We start from the raw sequence: 14,559 nt of genomic DNA, 5'->3' as shown, positions 1-14,559 counted from the left end.
TGCCAAGATTTATCAGTCATATTCATCTTTATCAAGACATAACTCGGCATTAGTTTTTTTTCTACCTTGACATTTTTGCCGCGTTTAACTTCAGAAACTCCAAAAACAGGTATTAATATATCTTCAAAAAAATCCGTCATCTTCTGCTTAGCGATTTTTCTAAGCATATCTTCTTTTATGCGTTTCTCTGCTCCTGATGCCGTATGTACTACATACCACTGCTTTACATTTTTTTCAGAAGAAGGCAATATATTATCTATACTCTGTTCTGTCACAATTTATTCCTTATACTACTTGCCAATATTAAGCAAAAGCTGCATTATATTATGTATACTATAATCAAGCACCAAACAAATTAAGCTAAAAATAAAAACTGCTACTACCACTACTAATGTTGAAGCAACAAGCTCTTTTCTAGTTGGCCAAACTACCTTATAAGTTTCTTGTTTAACTTGTTCAAAAAACTTATAAATTTTATATTCTTTAAACATACTTTTGTTAGGTAATTTTTATTAGACTTCTTATAAAATTCTACTTCTAAAGGTAATTGGAATAATGATCCAGTACTCCAATTCTCACGTACTAGTGAGGTGAAGCATCTCTTTCAAATTCCTCTCTCTATAAGCGAATTTTGTAAAAAGTCTATATTTTATAGCAAAAAAGCTCTAAATCTATAATGGCAGGAGCGACAGGCATCGAACCCGCAACCTCCGGTTTTGGAGACCGGCGCTCTACCAATTGAGCTACACTCCTATCATATTTTTAATAAAAAATCAATAAATTTATTAAAAATATTTGTTATTATTAAAAAATTACTATAATAATCGGTACTTCTAATTTATAAGCTGTCACGGTAAAACAACATTTATCTTTGCAAGACGTGACATTAATTATATCTAATTAGACCCCTAAATTATTTTTTAGCTTTAATAATATCAGCTACCTGACTCGGCACTTGATCATAACGAGAAAATGTCATACTAAACTGAGATCTACCTTGAGATAAAGACCTAAGCGTATTAACATAACCAAACATTTCCGCTAAAGGAACATTTGCAGTAACTACTTGAGCATTCCCTCTTGGATCCATGCTTTGGATTTGCCCTCTACGACTATTTAAATCGCCTATAATATCACCCATATATTCATCAGGAGTGATAACTTCAACTTTCATAATCGGCTCAAGTAATTTAGGATTACCTTTCGGCATCCCTTCTCTAAATGCTGCCTTTGCAGCAATTTCAAACGCAAGTACACTAGAATCCACATCATGGAAAGCTCCATCAATCAAAGTAGCTTTAAAGTCAATCATAGGATATCCGGCAATGACACCGGTTTCTCTAATATTATTCAATCCTTTTTCAACACCCGGAATATATTCTTTAGGTACTGATCCGCCGACAATTTTACTTTCAAAAACAAAAGTTTTATTTTTATCTTCATCCTTTAGATCTTTCACATCTTTTAGAGGTTCAAAAATAATTTTTACACGTGCAAATTGCCCCGCACCACCGGATTGTTTCTTATGGGTATAATCGATTTCACAAGACTTAGTTATAGTCTCACGATATGCTACTTGAGGAGCTCCGATATTTGCTTCAACCTTAAACTCTCTTCTCATACGATCAATGATAATTTCTAAATGGAGTTCCCCCATTCCTTTTATCACTGTTTGTCCTGTTTCATGATCTGTTGAAACTCTAAATGACGGATCTTCTGCTGCTAAGCGAGAAAGTGCTAAGCCCATTTTTTCTTGATCAGCTGTTGATTTAGGCTCTACTGCAAGCTCAATAACCGGCTCCGGAAATTCCATTCTTTCCAAAATTACTTGCTTGTCAGCATCAGATAACGTATCACCCGTAGTAGTATCTTTAAGCCCTGCTAACGCTACTATATCACCTGCCGACGCTTCTTTTACGTCTTCACGGTTATTAGCATGCATTAATAGCATTCTGCCGATTTTTTCTCTTTTATTCTTTACAGTATTAATAACAGTTGTTCCTGAAGCAATTTTACCTGAATATATTCTAATAAAAGTTAATGAACCGACAAACGGGTCATTCATAATTTTAAATGCTAAAGCTGAGAAAGGCTCAGTTACTGAAATAGGAAAATCTTTTTCTTCACCGGTATTTACTTCCATACCTTTTACTATACCTATATCAATAGGCGAAGGCAGGAAATCTACTACGGCATCAAGTAAAGGTTGTACTCCTTTATTTTTAAAAGCACTACCGCATAAAACCGGATAAAAAGCTGCTGAAATAGTACCTTTTCTGATTAATCTTTTAATCTCTTCTTCTGTTACTTCTTCACCGGATAAATATTTTTCCATGATAGTGTCATCTAACTCAACAACCATATCAAGTAATTTAGCACGATATTCTTCAGCTTTATCTTTCATATCAGCAGGTATATCTTCTTCAAAATACTCAGCTCCAAGTGATTCATCTTTCCAAATCACTGCTTTCATTTTAACAAGATCAATTATACCTTTAAAATTCTCTTCAATCCCTACAGGTAACTGAATAACAACCGGTTTTGCTCCTAAACGATCTTTGATCATTTCAACGCATCTATAAAAATCCGCTCCCATTCTGTCCATTTTATTAACAAAACACATTCTAGGAACGTTATATTTATCTGCTTGCCTCCAAACCGTTTCTGACTGCGGTTCAACACCTGCCACGCCGTCAAATACTGCAACCGCACCGTCAAGAACACGAAGCGAACGCTCTACTTCGATAGTAAAGTCAACGTGTCCGGGAGTATCGATAATATTGATTATCTTATCTTTCCATCTACAGGTAGTAGCAGCCGAAGTAATGGTTATACCACGCTCCTGTTCCTGTTCCATCCAGTCCATGGTAGCACCGCCCTCATGAACTTCACCTATTTTATGTGATTTACCGGTATAATATAAAATACGTTCGGTAGTTGTAGTCTTACCGGCATCGATGTGAGCACATATACCTATATTACGGATATGCTCAAGTTTGTTTATTTTACTCATATTACCCTACCTTATTTCATTTTTTTAGGGCTAAAATGAGAGAAAGCTTTGTTAGCTTCAGCCATTTTATGAGTATCTTCTTTCTTCTTAATGGCGACGCCTCTGTTATTAGAAGCTTCAAACAACTCTTCAGCAAGTTTATCAATCATCATTTTTTCAGAACGCTTTGACGCAGCATTAATAATCCAGCGGCTAGCAAGAGCATATCCTCTTCTTTCATCAACATGAGTTGGAACTTGATAATTAGCTCCTCCCACTCTAACCGAAGTTACTTCTAAATGCGGCTTTACGTTATGCATAGCATTATTAAAGGTTTGATACGGATCAACTCTATGCTTCTTTTCAATTTTATTAAAAGCTGAATAAACAATTTTCTCTGCAAGAGTTTTCTTCCCTTCTTTCATAATATTATTGATAAATCTTGACAGCAAAGTACTGTTATATTTCATATCAGGTAAAATTACTCGCTTTTCCGCGGCATGACGACGTGACATTTTATTTTTTCTCTCTAACTAATAATTTATTTTTTTGTAACTGCAACTTGTTTACGAGGAGCGCCATAACGTGAACGACCTTGCTTACGTCCTTTAACTCCGGCAATATCATAAGCACCGAGTACAATATGATACTTCACCCCTGGAAGATCAGGAACCTGGCCACCTCTTACTAACACCCTATCATGCTCCTTTACACTATGCTTTTCACCAGGAATATACGCATTTACTGTTCTTTTATTACTTAAACGCACCGTTGCAATCTTACGAAGTGCAGAGTTAGGCTTTTTAGGGGTAACGGTTTTTACAACTAAGCAAACACCACTTTTAAAAGGATTAGCCTCTAGGGCAGGAGATTTGGTCTTACGAGTTTTTGACTTTCTTCCAAAACGTACTAATTGATTATATGTCGGCATTAAAATGAACACTCCAAAAAAAACTTATATATACGATAATTAAAGGGTAGAAAATGTTTCTACCCTTTAATTTTAAATCATTTGTAAATTACACTAAATTTAAATTATAATTACTTTTTCCATAAAAGCAAGTATGTTTTAATTAACAATCATTTTTTTCTCAATTATTTTTGCTATAAAGCTGATTAACATCACTAAAATATAATAACAGCAAGCAGCAATAAACATTGGGAAAAAGTAATTATATGTTTCAATTGATACAACTTGTGCTCTACGCATTAAATCCATTTCACCAAGCATAGAAATAATAGCTGATTCTTTAATTAAATTTACAAGCTCATTTACTAATGATGGAAAAATATTTTTAACTGCTTGCGGTAAAATTATATCTTTCATTATTAAAAATCTTGGAATAGCAAGAGCTTCAGCTGCTTCAAACTGACCTTTATCGACTGCATTAATCCCCGCCCTGATTACTTCGGAAACATATGCACCTGAATTAAGAGAAAAGGAAATAGCCCCTGCCATAAACACGCTAAACTTAATACCTATTATATAAGGCGATGCAAAATAAATAATACTTAACTGAATTAATAAAGGTGTTCCTCTAAAAATAGAAGTATACAAATCAGCAAAAAATCTTATACCACGATTCTTACTTACCTTACAAATTGCCAGTAACATCCCTATCACTAAACCGAATATAACGGCAATAACGCTATATTTTAAAGTTACCAAAGTCCCCTCTACAATGAAAAGGATTTTTGGATAGAATTTTATTAAATATTCAACCATTTATCTTACACTAAATTCAAAAAATAAAATGATCAAGGTTGGAAGTAGCGCAGACCTTGATCATTTTATTTTTTATTCTGTATCATTCTTCTGGATTCTCAAACACAATTCCCAAAGGCTCAATATCATCATCTTTAGCACCATTAGCTAATAAATAATCTAGAATTTCTTTATTATTTCCTTGATTAACAGCAATATCAAATGCTGCTTTATTATAATAAATATTTTCTTTAGCATTAATATCTACTTTACCAATTAAGTCTTTGACTGTAGATAAATCTTGCTTTTCTACAGCTGTACAAAACCTAAGAGTTACTAATTGCTTAGATTCATAAAATTCTTTCGGCACACTATCAGGTGCTATTTTTATTAGCTGATTTATATCGTCTATATTTGCTGCTCTTTTAAAATCATCAAATGCCAATTTTGGATCAGCACCTTTAGCTAATAAATACTTAATAATTTCTTCACTATTTCCTTGAGCAATGGCAATACCGAGGGCTGTTGTTGCTCTTGTTAGATGAAACATAGGAGTTTTAACGTTAATATCTACTATCCCTTTTTCCATAAAGCTTTTGATTACATCTAACTCTCGCTTTTCTACAGCTTCAAAAAATCTAATTATTGCATACCCCTTCATTAGTGCTTGTGCTTGTGCTTGCACCATCATTGCACCGGGAGATGAATTAGGATTGAATCTCTCTGCAGCAATAATTAATTCGTGTAATTTTTCAATTTGTTTAGGATCGTTCATTATAACACCTCTTTTAGTTTTTAATGCAAAAGTAGGTATAAATTACTTTAGTAGACCAAGTAATAAGAATTTCAATTAAAATTAGTATACCCTCTTAGCCGGCGGAACTGCTTTCACCTCGTCTGTTAAAGTGGTTAACGTCACAGGTTTATAATCAAGCATGACTTTACCGGTTTCATCGATAGAGCTAAGAGTATGCTTCATCCAATCCCCATCATTACGATCAGGATAATCTTCTCGTGCATGAGCTCCCCTGCTTTCCTTTCTTGCAGCTGCCGAATATACCGTTACTAAAGCCTGAACAAGAAGATTATCTAGCTCTAAGGCTTCGACTAAATCACTATTCCAAATTAAAGATTTATCGTTAATTTTTATATCTTTATAGCCGCTTCTTATCTCGCTAATCATTTCTGCCCCTTCATCTAGTACCTCTTGAGTTCTGAATACCGAAGCATGACTTTGCATAGTTCTTTGCATTTTAAGCCTTAAATCTGCAGCTAAAATATTGCCGTTATTATAACGAATTTTATCAAATCTATTGATAATTTTTTCAAGACTTTCCTCTTTTAATGGCTTATGAGGACTCGCAGGGCTAATAAGCTCAGCTGCTTTTAATGCAGAGCTTCTACCGAATACTACTAAATCAAGTAAAGAGTTTGACCCTAAACGATTAGCACCGTGTACCGATACACAAGCAGCTTCACCGATTGCCATAAGTCCCTTTACTACGCTATTATGATTTGTACCGTCTTTAATTATGACTTGACCGTGATAATTAGTTGGTACCCCGCCCATATTATAATGTACCGTAGGAAGTACCGGAATTGGCTCTTTAGTCACGTCAACACCAGCAAAAATTTTAGCCGTCTCGGAGATACCGGGCAAACGGCTATGTAAAATTTCAGGCGATAAATGATTTAAATGTAAGAATACATGGTCTTTATGCTCACCGACTCCTCGCCCTTCGCGAATCTCAATAGTCATTGCTCTTGAAACTACGTCTCTTGAAGCTAAATCCTTTGCAGCCGGAGCGTAACGCTCCATAAAACGCTCACCGTTTGCATTAACGAGATATCCCCCTTCACCTCTAGCACCCTCGGTGATAAGACAACCCGCTGAATATATACCGGTTGGATGGAATTGCACAAATTCCATATCTTGCAGCGGCAAACCGGCTCTAATCGCCATACCGCCCCCGTCACCCGTACAAGTATGGGCAGAAGTAGCCGAGAAATAAGCACGCCCGTATCCGCCCGTTGCAAGCACTACATTATGAGCTCTAAAACAATGCAGGCTACCGTCGTCTAAATTCCACGCAACTACACCTCTACATTCACCATCTTCCATCAATAAATCAATAGCGAAATATTCAACAAAAAACTGCACTTTATGTTTTAGCGACTGTTGATATAAAGTATGGAGTATAGCATGCCCAGTGCGATCTGCCGCAGCACATGTACGCTGAGCTGCTTTTCCTTTGCCGTATTCTGTCGTCATCCCTCCAAAAGGACGCTGATAAATCTTTCCCTCTTCGGTTCTTGAAAAAGGTACGCCGTAATGCTCTAGCTCTAAAATCGCATCGGGAGCGTTCTTACACATATATTCGATGGCATCTTGATCACCTAGCCAGTCTGAACCTTTTACCGTATCATACATATGCCAACGCCAATCATCTTCTCCCATATTTCCAAGGGCTGCACTGATTCCGCCCTGAGCAGCCACAGTATGACTACGAGTCGGGAACAACTTAGTTATACAAGCGGTATTTAGCCCTTCTTTAGCCATACCAAATGCAGAACGAAGACCCGCTCCACCGGCGCCTACGACAACAACGTCAAATTTATGATGAATGATATTATATGCTTTGGTCATTAAGTTAATTTTTTACTATTTAATTTCATTCGATGTTGTTGCTACGAACGTTACTTATGTCATTCCTGCGAAAGCAGGAATCCAGCATAAAGCGAGATAAATCGAGCTTATAATTTAAAAAATTTGCTGTATTTATAATTTTTTTCTGGATTCCTGCTTTCGCAGGAATGACATAAAAAACACACAAGATTACCCCCTATAAAACATCGCTACTATAAAAGCTACAATAGTCAAAATGCAAAATAATTGCACTATTATAATCAATGTATTACATAATTTATGACAACTTATATAATCCTCAATCACTACACGCATACCAAGCATCGCATGATACAATGAAGTAGCCACCGTAATTAACAATACTACTATATTAAAAGGTTTTTTAAGCTCCCACATAATAATATTTATATCATTGTTTTTGTTGGTTAACGTAAAATATATTAACCACACAGAACATAAAGCTAATATAATACCCGTTATTCTTTGTAACAGCCAGTGATGAGAACCGCTTTTAGCAGTTCCTTGCCCCTTTGCTTTTACGATTTCTGCTTTAAAATCATATACCATTAATTTTCTCTATATATTTGTTTTAGCCTTTCGTCATTGCGAGGAAAAATTGAAAATTTTGACGAAGCAATCTCAGGAATTTATTATTATTTCATGAGATTGCCACGTCGATGCGTTGCCTCTCCTCGCAATGACGTTTTTAATTACTACACCCATAACAACACAGTTAATAATATAGAGCCTACAACTACACACCAACCGGTGATATTAACGACTTTTATAGAAAAGCCGTAGCCGATATCCCAAAATAAATGCCTGATGCCGTTACATAAATGATAAAACCAAGCGTAGCTAACGGCTACTAAGCATATTTTTATAATGCAACAATTAGCAAGCTGTAAATAATTATTGTCATATTTACTAAGAATCAACCACCAAGCCACAATTGACACTGCAAAAAATAAAGCTACACCGGTCATACGATGCAAAATCGACAAAGTAGAACTTATTTGTGGTTTGTATATGCTTAAGTGCGGCGAAGTCGGACGCTTATTATAAATTTCTTGTTTGGTTTTAGTCATACTATTAATATTTTCCGTTGTCATCCCGTGGCTGGTCCTAGCTCGTTTATGTCATTCCCGCGTAGGCGGGAATCCAGCGTAAAGCGAGATAAATCGAGCTTTTTAAAAAAGCTTTAAGGTACTGGATTCCCGCCTACGCGGGAATGACAAAATCCCTCAGCCGGCGATAAATCATCCGCCACTGCTCTTCTATCGTCAAAGACAAAACACTCGCCTTGCCATAAATTGTTCTTGTTTTGCGTATCTTCTAAATATTGCAATATACCACCTTTTAGATGATACACCTCTTCATAACCCATGCTTTTAAGTAAGCTGGTGGATTTTTCACACCTGATACCACCTGTACAAACCATAGCAATTTTCTTATCTTTGAGCAATTCTTGATTCTGCTGAACCCAAGCCGGAAACTGTTTAAATGTTTTGGTATTAGGATTAATTGCTGATTTAAATGTACCAACCTCTACTTCATAATCATTTCGAGTATCTATTACTATAACATTTTGTTTTGTGATAAATTCATCCCAATCTTTCGGCTCTATATATTCGCCTTTAAACAAATCAACATTTAAATCATCGACATTCATCGCTACAATTTCTCTCTTAAGTCTGACTTTTAACTTCTGAAAAGGATGAACATCACTATAATTTATTTTAACGTTAACATCTTTGGGATTAGTTAGTTTTATTAGTTCTTCAAGTACAAGATTTACATTTTCATATGAACCTGAAAAAGAACCGTTAAAACCTTCATTAGCTAATAAAATAGTACCTCTGACATATTTTTTTTTACCGATAAGCAAAATCTTCGGTATCAAATTCGTCGGCTCTTCTATGCTAACAAAGCTATATGCACTTAAAATTGCTATTTTTTCACTCATAACTATTTAGGTATTATTATTGTTAACGTCATTGCGAGGAAAAATTGAAAATTTTGACGAAGCAATCTCGTGCCAAACTCCTGAGATTGCTTCGTCAATTATTCCATAATTTCCTCGCAATGACGACGAGTACTCTACACCACCGATAATGGCACAAACATATTCGTATCGCCCCTTTCAATCAAAAGCAGAATATTTTGCTTATTAGATTTTTTAGCATTTTCATATAATTCTTTTAGCTTACTTATATCTTCTATGCTTTCCTGATTAATATTGGTTATTAAATCACCAATTTTGAAACTGCTTTCTTCTTCATCAATATTAGTTATAACTACTCCTATTTTATCGTTAGGAATATTATATTTTTGTCTTAATTCTTCAGTCAAATTACTAAAAGTAATATTATTTTTAGTAAAAGATACGTTATTTTCTTCTTTGCTTATTACTTCTTCTTGATTGACTTGTTCTGTAGAACCTTTGGTAACTTCTTCATTATCTGTAGTAATTTTAATAGGTAATTCGAGCTCTTTTTTGTCACGAAGTATTTTTACTTTTACTTCCTGATCAATAGGAGCATCTGCAATAATTACACGTAATTTTTTAGTATTTTTAACCGGTATATCTGCAAACTCTATTATTATATCACCTGTTTTAATCCCTGCTTTATCACCTGGACCGTCTTCTTGTACTTTAGCTACTAACACCCCACTAGTACTTTGCAATCCTAACCCTTCAGAAATTTCCTCGGTTAAATCTTGTATTGTTACTCCAAGGCGTCCTCTACTTACTTTTCCATCTTTCTTAAGACGTTCGATTATGGGCTGCGCCGTATTTGAAGGAATAGCAAAACCTATACCTATATTAGTACCGAGCGGTGAGAAAATTGCTGTATTTACACCGATTACTTTCTGATCCAAATTAAACATAGGACCGCCGGAATTACCGTTATTAATTGCAGCATCAGTTTGAATAAAATTATCGACTATATTATCCGTGTCTATATCGATATCCCGACCTTTAGAAGAGATAATACCGCTTGTCACCGTACCACCTAGATTACCAAACGGATTACCGATTGCAATAACCCAGTCTCCTACTCTTGCATCATTTGAATCTCCAAACTCAACAAAAGGTAGAGGCTCCTCGCTATCTATTTTTAAGAGAGCTAAATCGGTTTTAGTATCGCTACCTATTAATTTAGCCGGTAACTCAGTATTATCTGCAAGTTTTATATTAATTTTATCAACATTTGCAATTACATGATAGTTTGTCACTATTAAGCCGTTAGGCTCAATAATAAATCCTGAACCAAGTGGAACGCTTTTAGGAGTTTGATCGACCTCTTCCAAATTCAACGGTATATTAAGCCGCTCCAGAAAATCATTAATGAAGTCTAAAGGTTTTTTTTCTTGTAGAGGATCTTTTTCAGCATTTTCCGACTTACTATTAACATATTCTATTGTTGAAATATTAACGACTGCCGGAATTAACGGCTCAACTATATCGGCAAAGCTATAACGGGCAGCTTCACTTACTTTTAAAGGAGCAGAATTTATTGCCGTAAACTCATTTTCTTCTTGATCCGCTACTTTTAAAGACTTACTATTTTCTTTTGCTAGAATACCGTTACTTGATATTAAAACTATTACAACAAGAAATATTTTTAGATTTATCATATACTCCACATGAATAGATAAGTAGGTAGACGAGTATACTACTTAGCTAAATTAAGGTATTTTAAAACTTCAGCCTCAGGTGAAATTACAAAATTAGTATCCTCTTTCTTTAAAGCATTTTTATATACTAAAAGTGACCTATAAAATTTGTAAAATTCCGGATCGATGGAATAAGCAGAATTATATATTTTTGCTGCTTTCTCATCACCGTCACCTTTGATAATTTGTGCATCTCTATAAGCTATAGCAAGTATTATTTTACTTTCTTTATCTGCTTTTGAACGAATACGCACGCTTTCTTCTTGTCCTTCAGCTCTAATTTGGGTTGCTTCTTTTTCACGAGCTGTTTGCATGCGACGATAAATAGCTGCACTATTTTCTTTCGGTAAATCTGCTCTTAAAATTCTAACATCTACCACGTCAATACCAAAGCTTTTAGCTTCTCCATCTACTTGATTTAAGATATTTAGCATTACGTTACTACGTTCCTGTGTTAAAAGACTACTTAGAGAAACTTTACCTATTACCTTACGCATTGACGATTCAAGATTTCGAGTCAGCCTAATTTTCACGCCTTGATAATCATGCACCGTTTTATAAAACATTACCGGATTATTAATTTGAAATTTAGCATAAGCATCAACAATAACTCGTTTACCGTCAGCCGCTGTTAGTTCTTTTCCCTCAACTTCAACGTCCAAAAGACGCTTATCAAAAAATTCGACATTTTGAATAAACGGGATTTTAATATGCAACCCCGGCTTTTCTATAGTTCTAACTGCTTCACCAAACTGAAACACCACCGCGGATTCACGTTGATCAAGTGAAAATAAGGAGCTAGAAATCAATATCAGCCCGGAAACAATTGTAAAAATTATATAATAAATCTTTTGTTGCATTTAATATTCCTTGTTGTTTTTTTATGATTCAAGAAACGTATAAGTATTTTTATGTCATTCCCGCGAAAGCGGGAATCCAGTACTTTAAAGCTTTTTTAAAAGCTCAATTTATCTCGCTTTATGCCGGATTCCTGCTTCCGCAGGAATGACATCGCTCCTTAAGTTGATACCTATACACTTCCACGATAATGACGCAGTATCCTAGGGTTTAATAGCCATGTGCGGCAGTAGTGCATTATTAATAATTGTTTTATTTGAACCACTTAATATCTCTTCAGCTACCTCTAAATATAACCTATCTCTAGTTACTTGCTTACCTATAGCATATTGTTTATAAATAGCATTAAATCTTTGGCCATCACCTTCTGCTTTTGATATTACTTCTTCTTTATATCCTTCCGCTTCCTCTATAATTTTTGCAGCCGCCCCTCTAGCTTCCGGCAAAATTTTATTATTATAGGCCTGAGCCTGATTTATTTCTTTCTCCTTATCAGCCTTTGAAGTTTGCACATCTCTATAAGCGTCTATTACTTCAGCAGGCGGCTCGGCTTTTAATAATTGTACCTTTTCAATCATTACACCGGCATTATAACTATCCAGTATTTTTTGAGCTAATTTTTCTATCTTATAAGTAATCTCTTGCTTTTGATCGGATAATACCCAAGAAATAGGAGTATTGCCTATTACTTCTCTAACGGCACTTTCTACTGTTGCTTTTACTGTTTCCTCAGGTTTTTGTACATTAAAGATAAAATCTTCAAGATTATTAATATGCCACATTACGTCACAATTTAAAGCAACGATATTTTCATCACCGGTTAACATAATACTTTCACCGACAATATTTTTAGTATTATCATTACCGCTACGCACCGAGCTATTTGTACGATAACCAATCTCAATTCGGCGTGATTGTTTAACTTTCTCGATTATTATTTTTTCAAAAGGAGTAGGTAAATGATAATTAAGTCCCGGATAACCTTTACGCACAAAGCGTCCAAATCTTATTACCGCCGCTTCTTCACCTTCTTTTACTTCATAAATACCAGAAGCAAGCCATAAAGCAATTACCGCAACAATAGCTAAAATTATTGTTTTGGCATTAAAATTAAACTGAAACTGGAATTTATCAAAATTAAATTGATTTTTACGCGGTCTTGTAAATATGTTATCATCTTTATTAGAATCAAAATCTTTCCAAGGGGATTTTTTTAAAATCGAGCTAGATTTTTTATTAAGCATTTGCTTTTTTGTATTATTTTAAAGATTAAATGATTATATATACTATAGTATTTAACGTCAAGGTATGAGCTTTAATAGATTTAAAAAGGAAAATTAATTATGGCGGATTTACACCAAAGACAAATTATTGAGAGACTACAGGATATTACCTTTAAAGACGGTACTTTTTTAAAACAAGTTATATCGGATATTATAATTAAGGGTAATAATATAGGTTTCTCAATAGATATATCGGGTAAAGACAAGTTAGAAGCTGAAGAAATCAGACTTAAGGCAATTAATAAACTTAACGAGATTTCGGAAATAAATAAAGTAACAATTGTTTTTACCGAAAGTAAACCGATGGAGAAAAAAGCTCAAAAGCCAAAGCATTTTGTAGAAAGCGTCAAAAAAATTATATTAGTAGCATCAGGTAAAGGCGGTGTCGGGAAATCTACAATATCAGCTCTTATTGCTCAGCAGTTAAGTCTAGAAAATTACCGAGTCGGAATAGTAGATGCAGATATTTACGGTCCGTCAATTCCTCACATATTCGGCGTTAACGAAGTACCGCAAACAAAAGATGGACGAATAATACCGGTAACGACTAGAAATATCCAAATTATGTCTATAGGCTTTTTTGTTAAAGACTATTCGGCAATTATTTGGCGTGGTCCTATGGCAAGTAAGACCATTTATCAATTATTATCAGTAACAAAATGGGATAATTTAGATTATCTAATTATCGATATGCCCCCGGGCACAGGCGATATTCATTTAAGTATGCTGGAGAATTATCATTTAGACGGCGTAATAATCGTAACTACGCCGCAAAAAATATCGGAGATAGACGTAGTGCGCTCTATAGATTTATATCAAAAATTAGGGCTACCGATCCTCGGAATAATTGAGAATATGAGCTATATGCTTAAAAATAATAGCGGTAGCCGTTTATCACAAAAATATAATATACCCCTAATCACTCAAATCTCCATTATACCGCAAATAGCCGATGCTTGTGATAAATCACTACCCCTTACTAACCTACTAACATTACCTCTAAAGGAGTATTTATTATGAAAATATACGTATTGGTAGATGATAGAACAGGTAACACACATCAGGCTATTGCACTTGCTGAAAAATTGGCTACAGATTACACTTTAATTAAACTTCAATATAATTGCTTAGCTAAATTACCAAATTTTTTACTAAAATATTATCCTATTCATATAAAAAGTGAATTATTACAAGATATCATAGCAAAACCTTTACCTGATATAATAATAACTGCCGGAAGAAGAACAGCAGTTTTAGCATTTTATTTAAAAAAGAAACTCAAAAAGGATATCAAGCTAATACAAATAATGCAGCCTTCTTTGCCCTATGACGCATTTGATGCCGTTATTATTCCTTATCATGATTTAAATAATAGCCAAAATGTCATCCCGTG

Annotated in this window: 16 protein-coding genes and 1 tRNA gene; 2 read left to right on the top strand and 15 right to left on the bottom strand. The window is 34.6% G+C overall.

Going from position 1 to position 14,559, the window contains the following annotated elements; translation table 11 throughout:
- From AC1Z7D_RS02540 to hflK, 15 genes are all read right to left on the bottom strand, one after another.
- A partial coding sequence (locus AC1Z7D_RS02540; protein ID WP_482601664.1) for a transcription termination/antitermination NusG family protein occupies window positions 1-275 on the bottom strand: 275 nt, incomplete at its 3' end.
- 15 nt (window positions 276-290) lie between these two features.
- Window positions 291-491 carry a preprotein translocase subunit SecE gene (gene secE, locus AC1Z7D_RS02535; protein WP_004996644.1) on the bottom strand — a complete coding sequence of 67 codons (201 nt, stop codon included), beginning with the start codon at window positions 489-491 and terminating at the stop codon, window positions 291-293.
- A 186-nt stretch (window positions 492-677) separates the two neighbouring features.
- Window positions 678-753: transfer RNA gene (locus tag AC1Z7D_RS02530), tRNA-Trp, on the bottom strand.
- A gap of 160 nt (window positions 754-913) precedes the next feature.
- Window positions 914-3,013 (bottom strand): elongation factor G, encoded by a 2,100-nt coding sequence (gene fusA / locus AC1Z7D_RS02525; protein ID WP_482601660.1) that lies wholly within the window; start codon window positions 3,011-3,013, stop codon window positions 914-916.
- An 11-nt stretch (window positions 3,014-3,024) separates the two neighbouring features.
- Window positions 3,025-3,507: a 30S ribosomal protein S7 gene (gene rpsG / locus AC1Z7D_RS02520; RefSeq protein WP_482601658.1), complete on the bottom strand. Its 483-nt coding sequence runs from the start codon at window positions 3,505-3,507 to the stop codon at window positions 3,025-3,027.
- 26 nt (window positions 3,508-3,533) lie between these two features.
- Window positions 3,534-3,923 carry a 30S ribosomal protein S12 gene (rpsL, locus tag AC1Z7D_RS02515; RefSeq protein ID WP_341787114.1) on the bottom strand — a complete coding sequence of 130 codons (390 nt, stop codon included), beginning with the start codon at window positions 3,921-3,923 and terminating at the stop codon, window positions 3,534-3,536.
- Between the two features lie 138 nt (window positions 3,924-4,061).
- Window positions 4,062-4,718, bottom strand: coding sequence for an amino acid ABC transporter permease (locus tag AC1Z7D_RS02510; RefSeq protein WP_482601655.1), 657 nt, complete (start codon window positions 4,716-4,718; stop codon window positions 4,062-4,064).
- 82 nt (window positions 4,719-4,800) lie between these two features.
- Window positions 4,801-5,472 carry a hypothetical protein gene (locus AC1Z7D_RS02505; protein ID WP_482601653.1) on the bottom strand — a complete coding sequence of 224 codons (672 nt, stop codon included), beginning with the start codon at window positions 5,470-5,472 and terminating at the stop codon, window positions 4,801-4,803.
- 81 nt (window positions 5,473-5,553) lie between these two features.
- Entirely contained in the window at window positions 5,554-7,344 is a 1,791-nt protein-coding gene (sdhA, locus tag AC1Z7D_RS02500; RefSeq protein ID WP_482601651.1) for a succinate dehydrogenase flavoprotein subunit, read from the bottom strand.
- Between the two features lie 189 nt (window positions 7,345-7,533).
- Window positions 7,534-7,911: a succinate dehydrogenase, hydrophobic membrane anchor protein gene (sdhD, locus tag AC1Z7D_RS02495; protein WP_482601649.1), complete on the bottom strand. Its 378-nt coding sequence runs from the start codon at window positions 7,909-7,911 to the stop codon at window positions 7,534-7,536.
- 146 nt (window positions 7,912-8,057) lie between these two features.
- The gene (gene sdhC, locus AC1Z7D_RS02490; RefSeq protein ID WP_482601666.1) at window positions 8,058-8,432 is read right to left on the bottom strand and encodes a succinate dehydrogenase, cytochrome b556 subunit; all 375 of its coding nucleotides are present in this window, start codon (window positions 8,430-8,432) and stop codon (window positions 8,058-8,060) included.
- A 113-nt stretch (window positions 8,433-8,545) separates the two neighbouring features.
- Window positions 8,546-9,310, bottom strand: coding sequence for an oxygen-dependent tRNA uridine(34) hydroxylase TrhO (gene trhO, locus AC1Z7D_RS02485; protein WP_482601647.1), 765 nt, complete (start codon window positions 9,308-9,310; stop codon window positions 8,546-8,548).
- Window positions 9,311-9,444: 134 nt separating this feature from the next.
- The gene (locus AC1Z7D_RS02480) at window positions 9,445-10,986 is read right to left on the bottom strand and encodes a Do family serine endopeptidase (RefSeq protein WP_482601645.1); all 1,542 of its coding nucleotides are present in this window, start codon (window positions 10,984-10,986) and stop codon (window positions 9,445-9,447) included.
- A gap of 38 nt (window positions 10,987-11,024) precedes the next feature.
- Entirely contained in the window at window positions 11,025-11,885 is an 861-nt protein-coding gene (gene hflC / locus AC1Z7D_RS02475; RefSeq protein ID WP_482601643.1) for a protease modulator HflC, read from the bottom strand.
- 201 nt (window positions 11,886-12,086) lie between these two features.
- Window positions 12,087-13,127: an FtsH protease activity modulator HflK gene (gene hflK / locus AC1Z7D_RS02470; RefSeq protein WP_482601641.1), complete on the bottom strand. Its 1,041-nt coding sequence runs from the start codon at window positions 13,125-13,127 to the stop codon at window positions 12,087-12,089.
- Between the two features lie 99 nt (window positions 13,128-13,226).
- On the opposite strand from hflK, the gene AC1Z7D_RS02465 reads away from it, so the two are divergent.
- Both AC1Z7D_RS02465 and AC1Z7D_RS02460 read left to right on the top strand, forming a co-directional pair.
- On the top strand, window positions 13,227-14,186 hold the full coding sequence (locus tag AC1Z7D_RS02465; RefSeq protein WP_482601639.1) for an Mrp/NBP35 family ATP-binding protein: 960 nt from the start codon (window positions 13,227-13,229) through the stop codon (window positions 14,184-14,186).
- The coding region (locus tag AC1Z7D_RS02460) for an ELM1/GtrOC1 family putative glycosyltransferase (RefSeq protein WP_482601637.1) at window positions 14,183-14,559 on the top strand (377 nt) is incomplete at its 3' end. The genes AC1Z7D_RS02465 and AC1Z7D_RS02460, both read left to right, overlap by 4 nt.

Source organism: Rickettsia sp. (assembly GCF_965035265.1).
This window is presented reverse-complemented; position numbering and strand designations above follow the sequence as displayed.

Excerpts from the sequence above, each read along its gene's own strand:
- secE (WP_004996644.1), bottom strand. The coding sequence starts at position 491 with ATGTTTAAAGAATATAAAATTTATAAGTTTTTTGAACAAGTTAAACAA.
- fusA (WP_482601660.1), bottom strand. The coding sequence starts at position 3,013 with ATGAGTAAAATAAACAAACTTGAGCATATCCGTAATATAGGTATATGT.
- rpsG (WP_482601658.1), bottom strand. The coding sequence starts at position 3,507 with ATGTCACGTCGTCATGCCGCGGAAAAGCGAGTAATTTTACCTGATATG.
- rpsL (WP_341787114.1), bottom strand. The coding sequence starts at position 3,923 with ATGCCGACATATAATCAATTAGTACGTTTTGGAAGAAAGTCAAAAACT.
- AC1Z7D_RS02510 (WP_482601655.1), bottom strand. The coding sequence starts at position 4,718 with ATGGTTGAATATTTAATAAAATTCTATCCAAAAATCCTTTTCATTGTA.
- AC1Z7D_RS02505 (WP_482601653.1), bottom strand. The coding sequence starts at position 5,472 with ATGAACGATCCTAAACAAATTGAAAAATTACACGAATTAATTATTGCT.
- sdhA (WP_482601651.1), bottom strand. The coding sequence starts at position 7,344 with ATGACCAAAGCATATAATATCATTCATCATAAATTTGACGTTGTTGTC.
- sdhD (WP_482601649.1), bottom strand. The coding sequence starts at position 7,911 with ATGGTATATGATTTTAAAGCAGAAATCGTAAAAGCAAAGGGGCAAGGA.
- sdhC (WP_482601666.1), bottom strand. The coding sequence starts at position 8,432 with ATGACTAAAACCAAACAAGAAATTTATAATAAGCGTCCGACTTCGCCG.
- trhO (WP_482601647.1), bottom strand. The coding sequence starts at position 9,310 with ATGAGTGAAAAAATAGCAATTTTAAGTGCATATAGCTTTGTTAGCATA.
- AC1Z7D_RS02480 (WP_482601645.1), bottom strand. The coding sequence starts at position 10,986 with ATGATAAATCTAAAAATATTTCTTGTTGTAATAGTTTTAATATCAAGT.
- hflC (WP_482601643.1), bottom strand. The coding sequence starts at position 11,885 with ATGCAACAAAAGATTTATTATATAATTTTTACAATTGTTTCCGGGCTG.
- hflK (WP_482601641.1), bottom strand. The coding sequence starts at position 13,127 with ATGCTTAATAAAAAATCTAGCTCGATTTTAAAAAAATCCCCTTGGAAA.
- AC1Z7D_RS02465 (WP_482601639.1), top strand. The coding sequence starts at position 13,227 with ATGGCGGATTTACACCAAAGACAAATTATTGAGAGACTACAGGATATT.